The sequence below is a fragment of the Flavobacterium branchiophilum NBRC 15030 = ATCC 35035 genome, assembly GCF_002217205.1.
GTDB classification, from domain to species: domain Bacteria; phylum Bacteroidota; class Bacteroidia; order Flavobacteriales; family Flavobacteriaceae; genus Flavobacterium; species Flavobacterium branchiophilum.
The window spans coordinates 1-21,965 of record NZ_MUGT01000014.1 but is presented as its reverse complement, the minus strand read 5'-3'; the positions used below and the strand labels follow the sequence as shown (position 1 = coordinate 21,965).

Genomic DNA, 21,965 nt, shown 5'->3' with positions numbered 1-21,965 from the left:
CCAATAGATTGGGCTATTTTATATTGTATATTTGGTATAATTACCAAAAAAGCGTTAGTAATTAAAAAATATCGGTGATAGGTTTGTTTTGGTATTTAATTAGCAAGAAGAACAATTTAAAACTATTCCAATACCTTGGGATGTAGTTTTTTGGGCTTGAAATACATCTGTGTAACCAACCTAAATAAATATAATCTATCCATTTTGGGATTTGAACTTGACGCCCTGTTTTAAAAGCAAGAGCGGCTCCAGTGCAAATGATGACTGGTTTGTAAAATAAATTTTGTTTTAAAAAAAGGCCTAATTTTTCTTGAGTACCGCCACCAATATTAATAATAATCCAGTCTGGTTTTTGTAAATTAATTTGATTTAACAACTGTTCATCATGAGTGTTTTGTTCATAAAAAGGAGCAGTATATACATTTTGGTCGGAAATGGTATGGCCAAGACTTTCAAAATATTTTTGATTGATTTGACCATCCAAATCTGAAGGGTTGATCAAAAATATTTTTTTATTTTTCAAACTTGAAATATTGTCAATAAAATAGTTGATAAATTCTAATCCAGAAATTTTGTGAAGCTTTGGACTAAAAAAAAGATTCCAAATCAGGGTCATGTAACCACTATCTGGAATGATAATATCCGAATGGAGCAAGGCCTGATAATAGTGGGCATCGTTTGGAATATTGGCAAGTCCAGGAGCTGCAGGCACCGTAAGCAGGCCTCCGCTCGTATTTAATAAATCAAACACTTGATTGGCTTTGCCTTTATAAAAAGGTATTCCTAAAATAGAAACAGATTGATAGGTCATTCAGAATAGATTATTTATTAAAATCAGCACAAAAATAACAAAAAATTAGAATAACTTTGCATTCTTTTTTAAAGCTTTTACATGACACAATATTTTACATTATCTAGTTTAAAAAACAATCATATTGTGTTAAGTGGATTTTATAAATCACTATCAGGACTGTCATTGTTTGTTTCAATGAGTTTGTTATTACGATATTTGGATAAAGAAAATTATGGTCTTTGGAATTTAGTATTTACAATGTTTCAATGGGTTTTATTGATGGATTTTGGTATTCAAAGTGCACTAAAAACAAAAATACCCCATTTGATATTAGAAGGCAATACAAAATTAGTACAGTTATACATCAAATCTACTTACAAAACATCGGCTTATATTGCGCTATTACTTTTTTTAATATTTAGTTTTTTTGTGTTTACAAATCACTTGGGAACCATTTTCAATCTAAATATCTATCCTGAAAATTATTTAAAAAAATTATTTCTACTAAATTTTTTATTTTTTTGCCTAAATTTTATAGCAAACATTCATAAATCATTATATGTTGCATTTTTAAAAGGGAAATATGCCGAGCTTTCAATATTCATCAATCAGTTTGGCTTTATGATATTATTGTTTTTTTTACATCATTTTTACAAAAATATTTCATATTCAAATAAATTAATTGCAATAACAATTATCAATGGCGGTTTTTGCTTTATAGTAAATTTATTTTTTACCATACGATTTTTTATAATCGAAAAAATGAATCTATTTATAAAAGGTGATTTTCCAAAAAAATTATTTTTAGAAAGTATCAAATTGGGAACAAAATATATGATTATTCAACTTTCGATGATATTTATTTTTACAATAGATAGTTATATCATTTCCTATTATTTTGGACCAAATCATATTGCAGCGTATGATTTTGTTACAAAATATTTTCAGTTTCCATTAATGATAATTATTGCTGCATTTTCGCCTCTTTGGAGTATGTTTACAAAAAATTACTTAGAAAAAGAACGAAAAAAATTATTAAAACAATTTAAATTATTCAATAGACTATTTGTTGTCATGGTGTTGTGTATTGTTGTTGCTGGTTTTTTATATCCTTATATTTTAAAATTATGGACAAGAAATAGTTTGACTACTTCATCGAGTTTGATCATTTGGGTAGCATTGCTCACCGCATTGCGAATATTTTTTAGTTTTTACAGCAATTTTTTGAACGGAATTGGCAAACTTAATTTTTATATGATTTTACTAATAATAGGGTTGTTTTTTAAGATTCCATTAACTTTAGTTTTAATTAATTTAAAATTTGGAATAAATAGTGTAGTTTTGTCTTCAGTAATCATTAGTATAATTTGGGCTATTTTAATACCAAAATACTGTTACAATATATTAGACAAAATTTAATTAATAATTATAAGGAATAAATGAATTCATTTTTATACAAAAATAAAAATTTTTTGCTTAAAGTAAAAAGAAGTTTAAATAGCTTGTTTCATATAGATGTAATAAAATATCCAAATGATGAATTAGTAAGAAGAATTAAATTATTAGAGTACCATAACATAGATGTAATACTAGATATTGGTGCAAATATTGGTCAATATGGATGTTTGATGAGGAGTTTGGGCTACAAAGGAGCTATCATTTCATTTGAACCAACTCAAAAAGCTTTTGAAACTTTGCAAAAAAATGCAAAACAAAGTAAAAATTGGAGTGTTTATAATTATTCTTTGGGCGATAAAAACGAAAAAACCTATATTAATATTTCACATAATTCTGTAAGTAGCTCTATGCTTGATGACTTGCCGTTGCTAACACAGGCAGCACCAAAAGCAAAATTCATAGAAAAAGAAGCAATAGAAGTAAAAACTTTAGATACTATTTTTGAAAGTTTAAATATAAGTGGTAACAATATTTATATGAAAATAGATACTCAAGGATACGAAGAATTTGTATTGAAAGGAGCTACTAATTCCTTAAATAAAATAAAAGGAATACAAATAGAAATGTCATTGATACCAAGTTATAAAGGGACAATAACATTTGAAAAAATGAAATCAAATATAGAACAATTAGGATTTGAACTATTAGCCATAGAAAATGGTTTTTTTGATCATTCAACAGGAAAACAACTAGAGGTAGATGGGATTTTTTATAAAAAAGATAAATTATGATGCACAAATTATCTGTAATTATACCCGCTTACAACGAGGGAAAAACAATACATATTATTTTAAATAAGTTAAAAGAAACTCAACTTATAGCAGGAATAGAAAAAGAAATAATTATAGTTAATGATTATTCTAATGACAATACAGAGGAAGCGGTATTATCTTACATTAAAAACAATGCTGAGTTGAATATTCAATACTACAAGCATCATCAAAATAAAGGAAAGGGAGCAGCATTACATACGGGTATAAAAAAAGCAACGGGTGAATTTTTAATAATTCAAGATGCAGATTTAGAATACGATCCACAAGAATATAATTTGTTGTTGAAACCCGTTGTAGATGGTTTTGCAGATGTTGTATATGGTAGTAGATTTATGGGAGGAAAGCCTCATCGGATTTCCTTTTTTTGGCATACAATTGGAAATAAATTTTTGACTTTTATATCCAATATGTTTTCAAATCTGAACTTGACAGATATGGAAACTTGTTATAAATTATTCGACACCAAAATAGTTCAGTCCTTATCTTTAAAAGAAAATAGATTTGGATTTGAGCCTGAAATAACAGCCAAAATTGCTAGAATACCCAAAATTAGAATCTACGAAGTAGGCATTTCTTATTATGGTAGAACTTATGAAGAAGGTAAAAAAATTGGATGGAAAGATGGTTTTAGAGCGATATATTGTATAATAAAATATGGTTTATTTAAAGCAAAATAAGATGGAGCATAATATAAAAGAAATAGATGTAGAAGGACATATCACACTAAACGTGATAGAAAAAGCAGATAAATTTAACGAATGGATGTATCATACCATCAAAAAAAATTGTAAAGGCAAAATACTTGAAATAGGAAGTGGTATAGGTAATATTTCTAAGTATTTTATTAAAGATAAATATGATATTACACTAAGTGATTTAAGAGAAAATTATTGCGAAATCCTAAAAAAAAAATATACTAACCCAATTGTAAAGATTGATTTGGTTCATCCAAATTTTGATTCACAGTATAAAGAGTATTTAGAAACGTTTGATACAGTTTTTGCTTTAAACGTAGTAGAGCATATAGAAAATGATGAAAAAGCCATTGCGAATTGTAAAAAATTACTAAAAGCAAATGGTGTACTGATCATTCTAGTCCCAGCTTATCAAGCCCTATTCAACTCGTTTGATGTTGAGTTAGAACACTTTAGAAGATATACTCCAAATAGCTTAAAAAAAATAATTTCAAAAAATGGCTTAACAATTCAACATACGTTTTCTTTTAATTTTATAGGAATCTTTGGTTGGTATTTTTCTGGAAATATCTTAAAGAAAAAAACTATTCCAGAAGGTCAAATGGGTATATTCAATCTATTAGTCCCAATATTCAAATTTGCAGATTATATTACTTTCAATAAAATTGGGCTTTCCGTGATAAATGTTTCTAAGAAATAAATGTAGTACTTAAAAATTAATTTTATGCTTATATACTTAATATGCTTTGCTATAATGTTTTTTATTTTTACCATAGTTGGAAAATCTTTTGTACTAAAAATAGATAGCTATAATTATTATGACACTTTTGATTCTTTTTTTATTGGAATTTCTATAACAGGAAGTTTTCTTAATTTATGGAGTTTATTCTTTCCAACAGATGGAATAGCATTAATATTATTGATATTAATATCAATTGTTTTATTTTATTATTTATATAAAAAAAATACAAATATTTTTAAAAATCAGTTTAATATTCTTTGTAATTATTACAAAAATAAAAAATATTATTTATTGGCAATTGTATTAATTACGCTAATAATATTGTTCTCATCCTTAGTTTATCCAAAACTTTTCGATTCTGATTTATACCATATTGCCGCAATACGATGGAACGAACTATATAGTGTAGTGCCTGGATTAGCTAATTTTAATAATCGTTTTGGATTTAATTCTTCTATCCTCGTATTAAGTGCTGCTTTTACTTTTTCTACTTTTTTCAATCAATCACTCTACATTATTAATGCATTAATATCATTAGTATTTTTCATCTGGTTAATAAAAATTTCATTTGAACATAAAGGTATAGTGTCTTTTATTAGCCTTTTTTTTATTTACTTTTTTTTTGAGCAATATACATTAGACATATCTTCACCAGGTACTGATTTAATGCCAAATATTTTAGCTTCCTTTATTTTTATTAAATTATTAATTCTAGGATATAATTTCAAAGAAAAATATTTGCTATATATTATAATCCCCTTTTTTTGTATTACTTTAAAACTCTCTATGACTCCTGTTATTGTACTTAGTTTGTTTGCATTACATCAAAAAAACAAAAATAAGATATTTATTTTAAAAAATACGCTTATTTATGCAATTGTGCTTGTATTTCCATGGATAATTAGAAACATAATTCTTACAGGTTATGTCTTGTATCCATTTGAATATATAGATTTATTTAATTTTGATTGGAAAGTACCCGTAGAAAACGTTGTTGATATTAAAAAATGGGTGAGTTCATGGGCAAGAATACCATTTAAGGAACATGAAGAAGTACTTGGAAAATCATTTGCTGAATGGTTTCCTATATGGTGGGAGGCAGTAATTTTAAAAAACAAAATATTATTTTATATCTCAATATTAACCCCTGTTTTTGTCTTAATAAAATATTTTAAAAACAAACTTTTTTTTAAAAAATCATTTATATTTTCAATTTTTATTTGTTATTTGTGCTTTATATTTTGGTTTATTTTAGCACCTGATTTTCGTTTTTCGTTTTCATTTATTTTATTGTTAAATAGTGCTATTTTTTTTATGTTTTTTGAACAAATTATTGCAAAAATACGATATCTTGATTATGTCAAATTTATTTTTATACTGTCCATACTTTTAATACTTATTGATAAGTCTTTTTTGCTATTTACGAAGGATTACAAGTTTGATAAAATAAATACCTATGCTATATTGCCAAAAAATTATAAAAAGCATGTAAGACGCAGTGGATCAGAATTTACAGACAATATCTATTTTAATTCTAAAAACGAAAAAATCATTTTATATGGAGTTGGACCAAATAATATTCAGAGATGTTACGATTTAGTTCCTTGTTCACCTTTCTTAAGCAATAATCTTAAATTAAGAGGAGAGTCATTACAAGATGGTTTTAAATTTGAGAATAAACAATAATTAGCTAAAATAATAACATATTCCCTAATCATACACATCTATGGTTGTATCAAAAAAATTGAATTATAATTTAAAGCAATATTTATTGTATTCATCTATTTTTGCAGTTTTTACCGAAGCCTTTTTTTTTCATTTTATTATAGATTTAAAATTATTATACCTAATTATAATTTTAAATTATACTTTGGTTTTTTTAATAAATAAAACCATACATATTAATAAATACTTTTTAATCGTATTAGTATCGCTTCTAATACACGCTTTGATTGCAAATATCATTATTGGTATTCCTCCAAATTATGCTTTAGCTCAAATCATTGGCATATCTATCATTGGCGTTTATTATTATAATTTCATTCCGATGTTTGATTTTATTATTATAAAAAAAATATACTTAAAAATGAGTTTATGGGCAGCAATTATTGCTTATCCAATGTATTTTATGGGTATTTCATTTAATCCCCAGGGCGATCAGCGATTATGTAGCATATTTACAGAGCCAGCACATTATGCCATTGTAGTCATTCCGGCTTGTTATTACTACTTAAAAATAAAAAACTACATTCCGTTTTTGATAATTTTTATAACCTTAATTATTTCTAGTTCCTCACTTGGATATTTAGGGATAGCTTTAATTTTTATTTTACCTAATATTTCATTAAAAAGAATATTATTCCTATTAATTTCGATACCATTTATTTTAATAACCTTTGTATATATTTACAATGAATATAATTTTTTTAAGTTAAGAGTTGATGATACAATAGAGTCGTTAAATGCCGTCAATACCGGAAAATTTAAAGAATATACAAATTTGAGTTCCTATGCATTATTAAGTAATGTATTTATTGCCAATCAAAACCTGCAGGATCACCCATTTGGTAGTGGCATTGGAAGCCATGTATATGTTCATAAAAATGTTTATTTTCACAGAATGTCACCTCCAAAATATTTATATGTCATGAAAAGAGCAGATACAAATGCAAACGATGCCAATTCATTATTTACAAGAATGGCATCTGAAATAGGCTATATTGGAATATTTGTGGTAATTATGTTTTTATGGCATTCCAAAAAGTATTTTTTAAACAAAAAATTTTATTTATCTCAAGGGTTGATTATTTATATTTTATTAAAACTATTTCGAGACGGGCATTACTTTCCGCCCGAATTCTTTTTCTTTATATGGCTAATATATTATGAAGTTATAAATGTTAGAAAAGCCCAGATTTAAAAGAATTCCACAAATTATATGTGTATTTGGTGTTATAATCCCTACAACTTATTTGATATAATACAAAAAAAGCTGTTCATTTATGATATGAACAGCTTTTCTATTTATACAGGGTGTATTTTATTCGGTGGCTAATAAACCTATTAACTCTTTTGTTCCTATAAATGATGGCGGATATTTATTAGAATGGTTTAATGTAAATCTAGAATTTTTTTCATCCCATGAAAATGATTCATCAGTAGCAAATAATTTAGAATATTTATCATTACTACCATCAATTAATAACTTGCCATTTTTGATGGTTACATTTGAAATTAATAAATTTTTCTGATCTTTATTAGTACTTACAGTAATTTTAAAGTTACTTGGAAAAATATTTTTTGGCATATCCACAATTATTTTTTGATTTAATGGAGACCCCTTTACTTTCACACTTGTAGGTTTATCATGTACAAAAAAACCTTCGTTTTCATAAAAAACAATCAAACTATCGTCTTTTTCATAAATTCCTTCTATTTCTAAAGTAAATTTATCCCCACTCACTTCAAGGGTTTCTTGTTCAGAGTCTGTTTTCTTTTCTTTTCCACAGGAAACAATTATCAAAGCAGATAAAACTAAACCAATTATTTTTTTCATTTTTTGTTTAAATTAAAATATTAACTTTGCAAAAGTATTAATATTTTTTATAGCATGAACAATTTTATTAATAATTTTTTATTTATTCTGTTTTGCTTGTTTTTTTGTTTTCCTTTCTTTAAAGAGAATATAAACAATGCCATTTTCATAATCACAAGTTTAGTTTGTCTTTTTGTTCAATATAAAAAAAAACAATTTAATTTTGATAAAAATATCATTATATACAGCATACCTTTTTGGATAATTCTTATTTTTTGTATATTAAGAATGACCAACTTCAGCGATTTAACTCCTATTAAAAATGCACTATATTTCTTTTTAATACCTTTTATTTTTAACAATATACCTATAAATTTTTTTACAAATAAAAATGTTACCTTATATTTGAATTTATTAAAATATGTTTGTCTTATTATTTGTATTACTTATATTGTATTATTCCTAAATCAATATAGTTTTTTCGATTTATTTTTATATAGTTATAAAGTTCCTAAATTTAGAAATTTTGTTTACAACGAAATTCCAATTTTTAGGATACATCCTACTTATTTTACATCGATATTAATTTTATGTATTTTCAATTCATTTATAAAATTCATTTACCAAAAAAAATATTCGGAAATGATATACGTTGTTTTTTATATTACTATCACTTTCATGTTATCCGTCAAAATAAATATTATCTTTATTTTTATCTTAATATCTTACATCATTTTATTTAAACTTCATTCAACCAAGTATTTACGATACTTGGTGTTTTTTATATTCATTACATGTTTTGGTATTTTTGGTTATAATGTTCCTGGTGTAGAAAAAAGGTTTGTAGAATTGGTAGAGTCTTATAGCTCTAAACCTCAAGGAAAATCTTACGACTCTACAAACATCAGACGAGCCATTTTTGAATGTAGTGTAGATGTTGCAAAACCCAACTTATTATTTGGTGTTGGTTTTGCCCAACTTCAGACGGAATTATTAGATTGTTACAAAAGCAAATACGATTCCGATTTTTATAAAAATCCTAAATTAACGCACAACTATTTCTTTTATATACTTTTGTCAAGTGGCCTTTTAGGGCTGTGTATATATTTTATATGGGTATTCAAAATTACTAATTTTATTTACAAATACAACCAGTTACTCTGTTCTATTATCATGCTAAATATTTTTATTTTGAATTTTACCGAAGACTTTTTCTACAGACAAAATGGAGTGTTTTTTTTCAACCTACTATTTTTTACTTATTATTTCAACCATAAATATCAATACCATCAACTTAATGATTGATAAAATTCTAAAGTCTCTTTACTGCATTTAGTCCAACTGTATTTTTTAGAATTTTCAATCCCTTTTGCTATTATTTCGTTTCTATACGTTTGTTTATTTAATAAATTTTCAAAATAAATGTATGCCGATGGGTCTAAATGATTAAGCAATAAAGCAGCATCTGCAACAATTTCCTTAATTATGGGTTGATTAAAACCAATTACAGGACAACCAGATTTCATGGCTTCTACTATAGGAATGCCAAAACCCTCATATTTAGAAGGATAAATCAATGCAAATGCATTGTTATAAAGCAAGTTCAAATGGGCATTTGACACATTATCCAAATGTAAAATAGCACTAGATATTGAAGTCATTTTTTTCAACTCTATTTTATTAAAACGGCCACCGCCAACTACAACAAGTTTGAAATGAGTGTGTTTGATAACTTCCAATACATAATCGAAATTCTTATAATTAACTCTTCCTCCAACAAACAATAAATATCCATTTTTTTCAATATTCCATTCTTTTAATTGGGCAAAATCTTGTAGAGTATTTTCTTTCGGAAAATAATCATCACTAACCCCAACTGGAATAACAGCAGTTTGTTGATGAGGTTTTGTTGGACAAAATCGTTGCATGTCTTTGTAAGTATTGTTAGAAACACAAATAACGCCTTTGCTTCTTTTTATTGCAGCATATTTAATATAATTATGAAGTTTTCTTTTGTATATTGGAGAAAAAAAATCATGTATAAAATCATGTACGGTTGTTATTTCTATAGCATTTTTAGCATGGGTCAATGCTCTATAATAACTAGAATGGTATATGATTTCATCTTCAATGTTATAATCTATTGGCAATAACCTATTCCATTTTTGATATTTTGTTTTAAATATTTTTTCACTAGAAATATTCAATTGATTTCTATGAAAATTAGACTCCATTTTTTGATTTTCTATATAAGTAACTTCAATATCTTGATTCTCTATATATTTGATAAGTTCAAACCAATAATTTGAAACGCCACCATTATTTACATTAGAAAAAATAATGTTGTCTAATACTATTTTCATTTATCATCATTGTTTACTCGAGTTTTCATAACATCCCGTTTTTATTACCTCCGCAAATGTATAAAAAAATCAAACAGAAACGTATTTATTATTTAAAATTCCAAAAACGCTTTTGGGGCTGTCCGCTTTATAAGAAGATACTTTGTATATTTGTACCCAAAAAATCAACTGTAATTGCCATGATTCAAGATAAAAATCCACAACGCACAACATTAGAAAAAATGGGCAAATTTGCTCTTATCCATCATTTGAATCAACCTTTTTGCCCTTCTCAACCCTCTACAACAAACGCCATGTCAGACGATGCTGCCGTATTGGATTTTGATCATCAAAAAACCCTTGTTGCACATGATTTGTTGATAGAAGGGGTTCATTTTGACCTGGCTTATATGCCGCTCAAACATCTAGGTTACAAAGCCGTAGTGGCCAACCTCTCGGATATAGCTGCCATGAACGCCCGCCCAACTCAAATTACAGTCTCGGTAGGCGTTTCAAACCGTTTTACCCTCGAGGCTCTCGACGACCTTTTTGATGGAATCCGAAGAGCCACTTTAGATTATACATTAGACCTTGTGGGCATACAAACAACAAGTTCACAAAAAGGGCTTATCATAAGTATTACCACATTGGGCATGGCAAATGAGGCCGAAATTGTTTATAGAAATGGGGCAAAAGACACTAATCTACTAGTAGTTTCTGGCGATATTGGCGCCGCATATATGGGGCTTCAGGTGCTAGAACGAGAAAAACAAGTGTTTCTTGTAAATCCAAACGTGCAACCCGACTTGGAAGCCTATGCTTATTTAATAGAAAGGCAACTTCGGCCACAAGCCCGAACAGATGTTCGAACGCTCCTTCATGCTCTAGAGATAGTGCCAACGGCCATGATAGACATTTCAGACGGTTTGGCCTCGGAAGTGTTGCATCTTTGCAAACAATCTCAAGTGGGTTGCCATTTGTATGAAGACAAATTGCCACTCGACCCGCAGTTTATGAACACTTGCGAAGAATTTAACCTCGATAGTACCACCGTGGCCTTGAGTGGAGGCGAGGATTTTGAACTTTTATTTACTATTCAAATTACGGATTTCGACAAAATTAAAGGCAACCCAAATTTTAGTATTATTGGGCATATCCTGCCCCAATCAGACGGTATTCATTTGATTACACGAGCCAATACTAAAATCCCTTTGAAAGCCAGGGGTTGGGAAAATAGCGAATTTTTATAATTTTAATAGATAAATATGATAGATAAAAGTTTTTTTTAATACTTTTGTACTTATTATAAAACAAACTTACAACTTAATTTTTTTAAAAATGAAAAACAAATTCATCTTACTTACACTTCTTATTTCAAGTGTAGTAGTAGCTCAACAAAAAGATAATTTTTCAAAAAAAAACGAACTTAAATTAAATGCTCTCTACCTCGTTTTAGGTGCTTTTGACGCCTCTTATGAACGATTACTCAACGAAGATTCGGGTGTTGGTGCTTCCTTAATGTTTGCAAACAGCGAAGATACGTCCGAGGTTTTTGGATTGACAACTTATTATAGAATGTATTTTGGAAAAAAACCCGCAGCCGGTTTTTTCTTTGAAGGATTTGGAATGCTCAATACACAGCAAGGCAAAGATTATTTGGCTTATACTTATGAAAACGGCAATTACAATTACTATACTTTCAAACCCGAAAAATCAACCGATTTTGCACTAGGATTTGGTATCGGAGGAAAATGGATCAATAAAAAAGGAATATTTTTTGAAATTAGTTCTGGTGTTGGTCGCAATTTATTCAACCCAAAATCAAAAGAGTTGGATTACAAATATGTGGGGCGTGGCGGCATATCTATTGGTTATCGCTTTTAGACCTAGCACAATCAAAAAAACACCTTTTGTTTTTGGATGTAGTAACCAAAACAAAAGGTGTTTTTTTTTTTACAATAGCTAATGTCATTCAAACAGGCATCATTTTTAGGGCTAAATGCTAAACTAGCCTCAATGTTTTTTGGACGTTCCCACAAGGGTCGGGTTACCCGTTTCAAGCAACGTTCTTTGAACTCCAAAAGAAATATAATATTGTGAAATTATATTTTTTTAAAATCACATTCAGAAACTATATTCGTGCAAAATAACATACCCCTTTTTGGGGCTGGGAGGCTTCTAAAAGGATTTTCACTACTATCCCTAACGGAAAATGCTACAAACAACAGCATTTTTATGCATGCATCAAATGTTCAATTTCTTGAATTTCAATAGGAATATTTTGCATTAAATTAAAAGGATTTCCATGCTCTTGTACAACCACATTGTCTTCCAATCGAATACCAAAACCTTCTTCGGGTATATATATGCCAGGTTCTACGGTAAACACCATGTGGGGTTTTATAGGTTCGTGCAACAAGCCATAATCATGAGTATCTAAGCCCAAATGATGTGAAGTACCGTGCATAAAATATTTTTTATAAGCGGGCTTTTCAGGATTTTCGTTTTGTACATCGGCTTTGTCCAAAAGTCCCAATCCTAGCAGCTCCGAAGTCATTATTTTACCCACTTCAAGGTGGTACTCTTTCCACAAAACACCCGGCTGCAATAGGTTTGTTGCCTCATTTTTCACCTTCAAAACGGCGTTGTAAACCGCTTTTTGACGATCGGTATAACGACCCGAAACGGGTATTGTTCGGGTTAAATCGCTAGAGTAATTAGCATATTCTGCAGCAACGTCTAGCAATATCAAATCGCCCGCCAAACACGGTTGATTGTTTTCTATATAATGCAACACATTGGCATTTTTGCCCGATGCAATGATTGGGGTATAGGCAAATCCTTTGGAACGATTGCGGACAAATTCATGAATCAATTCGGCCTCAATTTCATATTCCATGACATTGGGTTTTACAAAAGAAAGCAAACGACGAAACCCTTTTTCAGTAATGTTACAAGCCGTTTGAATTAAGGCCAACTCTTCAGGCTCTTTGACAGATCGAATCCTTTGCAAAATAGGGTTGCTCTTAGCAACTTGATGTGCAGGATAAGCTTCTTTCCACCATTTTACAAAACGGGCCTCACGGGTTTCAGTAGCTACTGCTGCCCGATAATGTTCGTTGGTATTGATGTACATTATTTCAGAATAAGTCATCATTTCGTTCAAAATTTTATGAAAATCCTGCAGCCAATGTATGGTTTGAATACCCGAAACTTGTTGAGCGGCTTCTTTGGTTAGTTTTTCGCCTTCCCAAACGGCAATATGCTCGTTGGTTTCTCTTAAAAACAACATTTCTCGATGCTCTGGATAAGGAGCGTCTGGAAACAAAAGCAAAATACTTTCCTCTTGATCTACTCCCGAAAGATAAAAAATATCCCGATGTTGTGCAAATGGCAAAGTGCTGTCTGCCGATACTGGATAGATGTCGTTTGAATTGAAAACCGCAACACTATGGGGTTTCATTTGAGCAACAAATTTGGCTCTGTTTTTTATAAATAACTGATTGTCAATAAGATGATATTTCATGCGGTATGATTTTTTAATTTTTAATTTTTAAACTTGTTCTATAAATGAATCAAAATAACAAAATGTTTTTGGTTTCAACATACAAATATATATTTTTTATTGATATGAATTTGGCTTTATCTACAAAATCAAATTGTAGTTACAAAAAGTACCGCCTCAAGATGTATGGGATATAAAAGTAAATGAATAAGGCTTTTTTAGTATATTTGCCCAACTTTTTTTTGAAAAACCAATATATGATACAATCGATGACAGGCTATGGCAAGGCCAATTTGCAGTTGCCAACCAAAAAAATAATCGTAGAAATAAAATCCTTAAATAGCAAGGGATTAGACTTAAACGTTCGGATGTCGTCTGTTTATAAAGAAATGGAGTTGGGATTACGCAACGAAATAGCCTCTAAACTCGAACGTGGAAAAATTGATTTTTCGATATTTATAGAAAATGTAACCGAACAAACCACCTCAAAAGTAAACGTTCCAATTGTAAAAGCTTATATAGCCCAACTCCAAGAGGTGTATGCCACTGCAGATCAAACAGAGTTGATGAAAATGGCCATAAGAATGCCCGATGCCCTAAAAACCGAACGAGAAGAAATTGATGAAAATGAATGGCAAGAAATACAAAAAGCAGTGCAAATAGCCCTACAAAACATCCAAGCATTTAGAATTTCCGAAGGCCAATCACTCGAAAAAGAGTTCAGACACCGTATAGCCAATATCAAGCAATATATGCAAGAAGCATTGGCATTAGATCCAGAAAGGGTGCAAGCCATCAAAGACCGTTTGCAAACAGCCATCAATGAACTAAAAGTTAGTATTGACGAAAACCGATTTGAACAAGAATTGATTTATTATTTGGAAAAATTAGACATCACCGAAGAAAAAGTACGGCTTTCAAATCATTTGGACTATTTTATCGAAACCCTCGAAGGCCAAGAGGCCAATGGACGAAAACTAGGTTTTATTACTCAAGAAATGGGACGAGAAATCAACACAATGGGCTCCAAATCAAACCATGCCGAAATGCAAAAATTGGTTGTACAGATGAAAGACGAGTTAGAAAAAATAAAAGAACAAGTATTGAATGTGCTTTAAAATAAGATAGGAAAATGCAAAAATATTCTGTAAATCAACACCTTATAGAAACAATTATGTCTTGGGTTATTTCAGGCGAAATTGCAATTCCCGAGATTCAAAGACCTTTTGTTTGGGATAGTTCCAAGGTAAGAGATTTAATGGACAGTTTATATCAAGGCTATCCAATTGGCTATGTTATTGCATGGAAAAATCCTAATGTTAGGCTTAAAGACGGTACATTAAGCGAAGGTAAAAAAGTTTTAATTGACGGACAACAACGGATTACTGCCCTAACCGCAGCAATTCTTGGACAGTATGTGATTAATAAAAATTATCAACGAGTAAAAATAAAAATAGCATTTCATCCGATAAATGAGCGTTTTGAAGTTCAAAATCCTGCCATAAACAAAGATAAAACTTGGTTACCCGATATTTCTGAAATTTTAAATGGAAATTCAAGTGTTTTAAAAATCATTAGAAACTACTTAGTATTAAATCCAGATACTGATGAAGAATTAATTGAAAATACTATTACAAAACTTGTAAATATACCTAAAAAACAGATTGGTTTAATAGAACTAGCTTCAGATTTAGATATAGAAACAGTAACAGAAATATTTATAAGAATTAATTCAAAAGGAGTTGTTTTGAGTCAGGCAGATTTTGCCATGAGCAAGATAGCCTCTAATACGGAATATAAAGGAGATGAATTAAGAAAAGCTATTGATTATTTTTGTCATTTAGCAATTGCTCCTGATTTTTATAAACACATTGTAGATAACGATATTGAGTTTTCAAAAACGACTTTTTTTCAAAAAATGCAATGGCTAAAAACAGAAAACGAAGATTTGTATAATCCTGATTATAATGATTTGATTAGAGTTGCTTTTACTACACAATTTAATAGAGGACGACTTTCAGATTTGGTCAGTTTGTTATCTGGAAGAAATTTTGAAACGAGAACTTACGAAGATTCTATAGCTGAAAAATCTTTTGATTTATTAAAAAAAGGGGTCTATAATTTTATAAACGAAACCAATTTTAAACGATTTTTGATGATTGTTAAATCGGCGGGATTTATTTCACCAAAATTAATTCGTTCGCAAAACGCATTAAATTTTGCTTATATTGTGTATTTAAAACTGAAAGATCTAAATGTAAATGCTATAGTCATTGAAAGTTATGTTCGTAGATGGTTAGTTTTTTCAATTTTAACAGGTAGATACTCTGGCTCACCCGAAAGTACTTTTGATTTTGATATCAAACAAATTGCACAAAAACCATTTGATGTATATTTAAAAGAAAAAGAAGATGGAGAGCTTTCAGATGCATTTTGGAACGCATCATTACCTCAAAGTTTAGATACTTCAGTAGCAAGTAGCCCTTATTTTCATGTTTTTTTAGCATCACAAGTCAAAACTAATGATAAAGGATTTCTTTCTAAAGATGTTACAGTGGGCGATTTAATTTCGCTTCGTGGAGATATTCATCATTTATTTCCTAAAGATTTTTTGAAAAAAAATGGTTTGGATAGAAGCAAATACAATCAAATCGCAAATTATGTTTATATGCAATCAGAAATTAATATTAAAGTAGGAAATAAACCTCCTAAAGATTATTTTAAAATAATTGTCGACCAAATTAATAATGAAAATCAACAAGTTAGCGGAATTGCAACGGAGAATGAGTTATTGGACAATTTAAAAATGAATTGTGTACCTGAACAAATATTGAAAATGGACTATATTGATTACAATGAATTCTTAACAATGAGGAGAAAATTAATTGCTAATAAAATTAAAAATTATTATTTTTCGTTATAGTAATCACCAAAAAACATTATTAAAACCTAAAAAAATGCAAAAAGGAAAACTTATCGTTTTTTCTGCTCCTTCAGGTTCAGGAAAAACAACAATTGTAAAACATTTGTTGGAACACGAAAATTTAAACTTAGAATTCTCTATTTCGGCAGCAACTCGACAGGCTAGGGGAGAGGAGGAAAACGGTAAAGATTATTATTTTATGTCGTTAGAACAATTTAAACACCACATCAAAAACGAAGATTTTGTAGAATGGGAAGAAGTGTATAGAGACAATTTTTATGGCACGCTAAAAAGCGAAGTAACCCGAATTTGGGACAAAGGAAAAAATGTTATTTTTGATATAGATGTTGCGGGTGGTTTACGAATCAAATCTAAATTTCCTGATGAAACCTTGGCAGTTTTTGTAAAACCACCAAGCGTTGATGAATTGAAACGACGACTCAAAGAACGCTCTACCGAAAGCGATGAAAAAATCAATATGCGAATTGCAAAAGCCCATGTAGAGCTGGCAACAGCACCCCAATTTGATACCATAATTAAAAACTACGATTTGGAAACCGCCAAAAAAGAAGCGTATAAACTTGTTTTAGATTTTATTAATAATGAATTGATTTAATAAGAATTTAATTATTTTTATCAATTAAATATGAATACAATAAGAAACAATGCTCAGTACTAAAACCCCAACAAAGGCAGTATCTTTTTGCCATTGCAAGGGAACAAATTCTAAAAAAGCGGTACATATTATGGACAAAGGGACAAAGGTAAATACCAGTAAACTATTGTTTTTTGGGGCCGAAACAGCAAATATAAATAAACCAATGGCCAGCCAAAACAACACAATTTTGTAGGTAGCCCCTAGTACTAAAGGTCTTTTTGAAAGCGAGAGGAGTAGCGAAACCGCAAAAAACAACAAGGTTGTAAGGTATATGGAAAAACTAATATTGTCGTTTATAGAAGCAAAATAATTGATGTCGAATGTAAAATGAGTAGATTGTATAAAAGCGTAAAACAAATTTTTACTAATAATTAAACTGCCAAGTGCAAATAAAATAAGCACACAAAACAAGGCAATAAATGGAATTAACCAATGGCGGTAATCCCTAGAAGCATGAAAAACAATGGCTACATATACTAAAAGTAAAAACCAAATACTCCAAAAATGAAATATGGTAGCAATAAAAATCCAAAATGAGGCATCAAATATTTTTTCTTTTGGAAATTTTAAAGTTTGCATCAAAATGAGCCTTCGGATTGCTAAAAGCACCAAAAAATTGGCACACAACATGCGTGTTTCATTAAAAACAGAGGGAAAAAAAATAAAATACATCAACCCAAAACATATAGAATAAGTGCCTCCTTTGCTCAAACCATTTTTTTGGGTAATATACTCGGCAGTTATTAACGATCCAAGGATTGCCAATAACGAAAGGGTTTTTTCTATCCAAAAAAAAGAGTCGAAAAAAACTATTTTTTGATTAAAAATGTAAATAATATAGAAGCCAATTATCAATAAACCAATCAAAATATAATTTATTGGATTAGATTTCTTAAAAATAGTTGTTATCATGCGGATATTTTATATTTTTGCAAATATAAATATAATTTTTATAGAATATGAAAGCATTTTTCGAAGGAATACAATGGTTGTTTGAAAAGGTACTTTATATCCCTCAAGATTTCTTGAAAGATTTGGAATTAAAAAGCTGGTTTGCTGCTAATATTTTCAATTGGATTTTTATGGGAATTTGTACTTATTATATTGTTTATTGGATAAAACAATTAAAATTACACAAAGCAAACAACGACGAGTATCAAGATACTACGGCACATTCGTATTTAGACAAATAAGCTCCTGAAATTTTCAGAAGCTTATGTCTTATTTTTTTACAAATCAAAGCCTATATCTTTTCTAAAGTACATCTTATCAAAATGTAGTTTGTCTATGTTTTGATAAGATTTTTTTACGGCTTCACTAAAGTCTTGACCAAAAGAAGTAATGGCCAAAACACGACCACCGTTGCTCAACACTTGATTGCCTTCGAGTTTTGTTCCTGCATGAAACACCAATGATGTTGCTATACTATCTAGTCCAGAAATGATTTTTCCTTTTTCAAAATATTCTGGATAACCACCAGAAACCACCACAATGGTTGTGGCACTTCGGGGATCTATTTCTAAAACCACTTTATCCAAAGTTTGTGTACTTACAGCCTCAAACAGCGCTACTAAGTCTGATTGTAGTCTAGGAATGACCACTTCGGTTTCTGGATCGCCCATTCGTACGTTGTATTCAATCACAATAGGCTCACCCTCTACATTGATCAGGCCAATAAAAATAAAACCTTTATAATCTATACCATCTTTTTGAAGCCCAGCCACAGTAGGTTTTACAATTCGATTTTCTATTTTTTCCATCAACACGTCATCTGCAAATGGAACAGGCGAAACAGCCCCCATGCCCCCAGTATTTAGGCCAGTGTCGCCTTCGCCTATGCGTTTGTAATCTTTGGCTGTTGGCAATATTTTATAATTTTTACCATCTGTTAATACAAAACAGCTCAATTCGATTCCATCTAAAAATGCTTCGATAACCACTTTTGTACTGGCTTGTCCAAATTTTTGATGCACCAGCATGTTACGCAGCTCGGTTTTGGCTTCGTCCAAATTATGGATAATCAAAACTCCTTTACCAGCTGCTAATCCATCGGCTTTTAATACAAAAGGCGGTGGCAACGTTTCCAAAAAAGCACAACCTGCCTCAACAGTTGCTGCCGTAAAACTGTTGTATGCCGCCGTTGGAATTTGATGTCTGACTAAAAATTCTTTAGCAAATTCTTTGCTACCCTCTAGTTGTGCCCCCATTTTTGATGGCCCAATTACAGGAATGTGCTGTAATTTTTCGTCATTTTTAAAAAAATCATAAATCCCTTGAACTAATGGATCCTCTGGCCCCACCACAACCATACCTACTTGCTCGGCAATGGCCAATTGTTTTAATGCCTCAAAATCTGTGGGGCTAATGTTGATGTTTGTTGCGATGCTTGCCGTACCAGCATTGCCAGGGGCAACAAGTAGTTTGGAACATTTGTCGGACTGCAACATTTTCCATGCCATAGCATGTTCTCTGCCGCCCGAACCAAGTAATAAAATTGTCATTGTGTATGTTTTTAATGATGCAAAAATAGTTTGTTTTAGAATGATAAAATAATTTATTTTTTATACTTTTGAAATATTTCATTTCAAACCTACTAAGCCCCACTTTATGGTCTCTTTATTCCAGTTATCACTCAAATTTTCGGGTTTTCCAATCAAAGAAGCTCAATCAGAATTTGAAACCATTCTGAAAATTCCAGAAGCACAATACCATCATTATATTAATGAAAAAAAAAGCGATATTGTGCTTTTTCATCAACAAAACAACCCTTTTTATAAAGCTATTTTACAATCAAAAACTATACGTACTTGGCAAGACATACCTATTTTGACCAAAAAAGATTTTCAAAAACCTCTTGCTCAAAGACTGTCAAACGGCTATACTCCAAAAAATGTTTTTATCAATAAAACATCTGGATCTAGCGGCGACCCGTTTGTATTTGCCAAAGATAAATACTGCCATGCACTTACTTGGTGTGGTATTATCCATCGATTTGGATGGTATGGCATTGATTTTGATCAATCTTTTCAGGCCCGATTTTACGGTATTCCGCTCGATTTTATTGGGCATACCAAAGAAAGGCTCAAAGACGTTTTGAGCCACCGCTACCGTTTTCCTATTTTTGATATGTCTGATACCATTTTAGAAACCATTTTATTGAAATTTCAAAAAAACCAATTTGATTACATCAACGGCTATACCAGTTCGATTGTTTTGTTTGCAAAATTTTTGAAAGCTCAAAACATCATCCTTAAAGATGTTTGTCCAACCTTAAAAGTGACGGTAACAACATCCGAAATGCTTTTTGAATCGGATAAATTGTTGCTCGAAACCCAGTTTGGAGTTCCGGTTGTAAACGAGTATGGTGCATCAGAGCTCGATTTGATTGCTTTTCAGCATCCAAACGGTAACTGGGAGGTTAATTCTGAAACGATATTAGTTGAAATTTTGGACGACCATAATAAGGTGTTGCCCAATGGACAAGAAGGCCGCATTGTAATTACGTCTTTGTTTAACAAGGCACATCCTTTTATCCGATATGACATTGGCGATAGAGGAATTTTAGACGAAAAAAGTACGATAAAAAAACCTATTTTAAAACAACTTGTTGGTAGAACAAACGACATTGCTATTTTGCCAAGCGGCAAAAAATCGCCAGGACTTACGTTTTATTACATTACCAAGAGCATCATTGATGACGATGGCAATGTAAAAGAGTTTGTAATCAAACAACTTCAAACGGCTGTTTTTGAAATTGAGTATGTGAGTGATAGTGTTTTGAGTTCTAATCAAATAGAACGTATAGAACAAGCCATTGAAAAGTATTTGGAAAAAGGATTATCCTTTAAGTTTATTCGCAAAGACAAACTGATAAGAAGCAAAAGTGGCAAACTGAAACAATTTATTTCATTAGTAAGTTGATTTGACTTTTATTTCAAAAAAACAAATCATTACCTTTGCCTTGTCAATATTAATCCAAAAATTTGAATCAAAATGCAAAAAGACATCATGATCCCGACTGTTGAAAACATTCATTTGGCTGCCGTACAAGAGTGGAACGATGATTTTATGGAAAAAGTTTGGTATGCTTATTTGATAAATGATTCAGATTATCAGTTAGATAGCGTAATGATTGTGTCAAAAGCATTTGGAACCATCAATGGCGAGATGAAAAAAACATCTATCCTTAGGCATGCTTTTATGGAAGTAAAACCCGTGTCGGTTGTAAAAATTGAGATGTTAGAAAAAAGTGTTTTGGCACTTCACAATGAATTTATGGTTACGTTTTTTATAGACAATAAATTGTATGACAAAAAATATACTTTCAAGGCGAATAGTATAGCGCTCGAAAATGCAACCGAAGTGCCTTTGCTATTTGTAGAGGGTGTTATGGTTAGCTAAGAAGGGTTGAATACTATTGTTTTCAGGATGTTGCATTAGGATAGTAGCCGAAATCCTTTTAGAAGCCCCCAACCCACAAAAGGGGTGTGTTATTTTGCACGAATATAGTTTCTGAATGTGATTATCAAAAAAGATTATTT

At 30.3% G+C, this 21,965-nt stretch carries 21 protein-coding genes; 15 read left to right on the top strand and 6 right to left on the bottom strand.

Going from position 1 to position 21,965, the window contains the following annotated elements; genetic code table 11:
• Window positions 1-61 precede the first annotated feature (61 nt).
• Complete coding sequence (locus B0A58_RS01930) at window positions 62-811, bottom strand: WecB/TagA/CpsF family glycosyltransferase (protein WP_089079654.1); 750 nt, start codon at window positions 809-811, stop codon at window positions 62-64.
• Between the two features lie 81 nt (window positions 812-892).
• Between B0A58_RS01930 and B0A58_RS01925 the strand changes: the two genes are divergently transcribed.
• Genes B0A58_RS01925 through B0A58_RS01900 form a run of 6 tightly spaced genes read left to right on the top strand, consistent with a single transcriptional unit; the run spans window position 893 to window position 7,381 of the window.
• Complete coding sequence (locus B0A58_RS01925) at window positions 893-2,212, top strand: oligosaccharide flippase family protein (protein WP_089079653.1); 1,320 nt, start codon at window positions 893-895, stop codon at window positions 2,210-2,212.
• A 53-nt stretch (window positions 2,213-2,265) separates the two neighbouring features.
• The gene (locus B0A58_RS01920; protein ID WP_068801160.1) at window positions 2,266-2,982 is read left to right on the top strand and encodes an FkbM family methyltransferase; all 717 of its coding nucleotides are present in this window, start codon (window positions 2,266-2,268) and stop codon (window positions 2,980-2,982) included.
• Window positions 2,979-3,701 carry a glycosyltransferase family 2 protein gene (locus B0A58_RS01915; RefSeq protein ID WP_014085416.1) on the top strand — a complete coding sequence of 241 codons (723 nt, stop codon included), beginning with the start codon at window positions 2,979-2,981 and terminating at the stop codon, window positions 3,699-3,701. Before B0A58_RS01920 ends, B0A58_RS01915 begins: the two co-directional genes overlap by 4 nt.
• A 1-nt stretch (window position 3,702) precedes the next feature.
• Window positions 3,703-4,419: a class I SAM-dependent methyltransferase gene (locus tag B0A58_RS01910; protein WP_089079701.1), complete on the top strand. Its 717-nt coding sequence runs from the start codon at window positions 3,703-3,705 to the stop codon at window positions 4,417-4,419.
• Between the two features lie 24 nt (window positions 4,420-4,443).
• The gene (locus B0A58_RS01905; RefSeq protein WP_146870296.1) at window positions 4,444-6,147 is read left to right on the top strand and encodes an LIC_10190 family membrane protein; all 1,704 of its coding nucleotides are present in this window, start codon (window positions 4,444-4,446) and stop codon (window positions 6,145-6,147) included.
• 58 nt (window positions 6,148-6,205) lie between these two features.
• Entirely contained in the window at window positions 6,206-7,381 is a 1,176-nt protein-coding gene (locus tag B0A58_RS01900; protein ID WP_133063055.1) for a hypothetical protein, read from the top strand.
• 120 nt (window positions 7,382-7,501) lie between these two features.
• Here the strand turns inward: B0A58_RS01900 and B0A58_RS01895 are convergent, their stop codons facing one another.
• A complete protein-coding gene (locus B0A58_RS01895) occupies window positions 7,502-8,017 on the bottom strand; it encodes a hypothetical protein (RefSeq protein ID WP_089079650.1) in 516 nt (171 codons plus the stop codon).
• Window positions 8,018-8,071: 54 nt separating this feature from the next.
• On the opposite strand from B0A58_RS01895, the gene B0A58_RS17015 reads away from it, so the two are divergent.
• Window positions 8,072-9,301 (top strand): O-antigen ligase family protein, encoded by a 1,230-nt coding sequence (locus tag B0A58_RS17015; protein WP_089079649.1) that lies wholly within the window; start codon window positions 8,072-8,074, stop codon window positions 9,299-9,301.
• Here B0A58_RS17015 and B0A58_RS01885 read toward each other — a convergent pair.
• Complete coding sequence (locus B0A58_RS01885; protein ID WP_089079648.1) at window positions 9,286-10,359, bottom strand: glycosyltransferase family 4 protein; 1,074 nt, start codon at window positions 10,357-10,359, stop codon at window positions 9,286-9,288. The two genes, B0A58_RS17015 and B0A58_RS01885, sit on opposite strands and share 16 nt — an antisense overlap.
• 179 nt (window positions 10,360-10,538) lie before the next feature.
• On the opposite strand from B0A58_RS01885, the gene thiL reads away from it, so the two are divergent.
• Complete coding sequence (thiL, locus tag B0A58_RS01880; RefSeq protein ID WP_089079647.1) at window positions 10,539-11,588, top strand: thiamine-phosphate kinase; 1,050 nt, start codon at window positions 10,539-10,541, stop codon at window positions 11,586-11,588.
• An 88-nt stretch (window positions 11,589-11,676) separates the two neighbouring features.
• Window positions 11,677-12,222 carry a DUF3575 domain-containing protein gene (locus tag B0A58_RS01875; RefSeq protein WP_089079646.1) on the top strand — a complete coding sequence of 182 codons (546 nt, stop codon included), beginning with the start codon at window positions 11,677-11,679 and terminating at the stop codon, window positions 12,220-12,222.
• Window positions 12,223-12,571: 349 nt separating this feature from the next.
• Here B0A58_RS01875 and B0A58_RS01870 read toward each other — a convergent pair whose 3' ends face one another.
• Window positions 12,572-13,864, bottom strand: a complete 1,293-nt coding sequence (locus B0A58_RS01870) for an aminopeptidase P family protein (RefSeq protein ID WP_014085407.1) — start codon at window positions 13,862-13,864, stop codon at window positions 12,572-12,574.
• Window positions 13,865-14,100: 236 nt separating this feature from the next.
• Here B0A58_RS01870 and B0A58_RS01865 point away from each other — a divergent pair, with 236 nt between their 5' ends.
• The 3 genes from B0A58_RS01865 to gmk are packed head-to-tail and all read left to right on the top strand — an operon-like array spanning window position 14,101 to window position 17,382.
• Window positions 14,101-14,961, top strand: coding sequence for a YicC/YloC family endoribonuclease (locus B0A58_RS01865; RefSeq protein WP_089079645.1), 861 nt, complete (start codon window positions 14,101-14,103; stop codon window positions 14,959-14,961).
• Window positions 14,962-14,975: 14 nt separating this feature from the next.
• Complete coding sequence (locus B0A58_RS01860; protein ID WP_089079644.1) at window positions 14,976-16,766, top strand: GmrSD restriction endonuclease domain-containing protein; 1,791 nt, start codon at window positions 14,976-14,978, stop codon at window positions 16,764-16,766.
• Window positions 16,767-16,800: 34 nt separating this feature from the next.
• Window positions 16,801-17,382, top strand: coding sequence for a guanylate kinase (gene gmk / locus B0A58_RS01855; RefSeq protein WP_014085405.1), 582 nt, complete (start codon window positions 16,801-16,803; stop codon window positions 17,380-17,382).
• A 24-nt stretch (window positions 17,383-17,406) separates the two neighbouring features.
• Here gmk and B0A58_RS01850 read toward each other — a convergent pair whose 3' ends face one another.
• Window positions 17,407-18,336, bottom strand: a complete 930-nt coding sequence (locus tag B0A58_RS01850; RefSeq protein WP_089079643.1) for an LTA synthase family protein — start codon at window positions 18,334-18,336, stop codon at window positions 17,407-17,409.
• 47 nt (window positions 18,337-18,383) lie between these two features.
• Between B0A58_RS01850 and B0A58_RS01845 the strand changes: the two genes are divergently transcribed.
• Complete coding sequence (locus tag B0A58_RS01845) at window positions 18,384-18,617, top strand: DUF6341 family protein (protein WP_014085403.1); 234 nt, start codon at window positions 18,384-18,386, stop codon at window positions 18,615-18,617.
• Between the two features lie 36 nt (window positions 18,618-18,653).
• On the opposite strand, the gene purD is transcribed toward B0A58_RS01845, so the two are convergent.
• Window positions 18,654-19,925, bottom strand: a complete 1,272-nt coding sequence (gene purD / locus B0A58_RS01840; protein ID WP_089079642.1) for a phosphoribosylamine--glycine ligase — start codon at window positions 19,923-19,925, stop codon at window positions 18,654-18,656.
• A 106-nt stretch (window positions 19,926-20,031) separates the two neighbouring features.
• On the opposite strand from purD, the gene B0A58_RS01835 reads away from it, so the two are divergent.
• On the top strand, window positions 20,032-21,345 hold the full coding sequence (locus tag B0A58_RS01835; protein ID WP_089079641.1) for a phenylacetate--CoA ligase family protein: 1,314 nt from the start codon (window positions 20,032-20,034) through the stop codon (window positions 21,343-21,345).
• A gap of 72 nt (window positions 21,346-21,417) precedes the next feature.
• Entirely contained in the window at window positions 21,418-21,825 is a 408-nt protein-coding gene (locus tag B0A58_RS01830; protein ID WP_014085400.1) for a hypothetical protein, read from the top strand.
• Window positions 21,826-21,965: the final 140 nt, after the last annotated feature.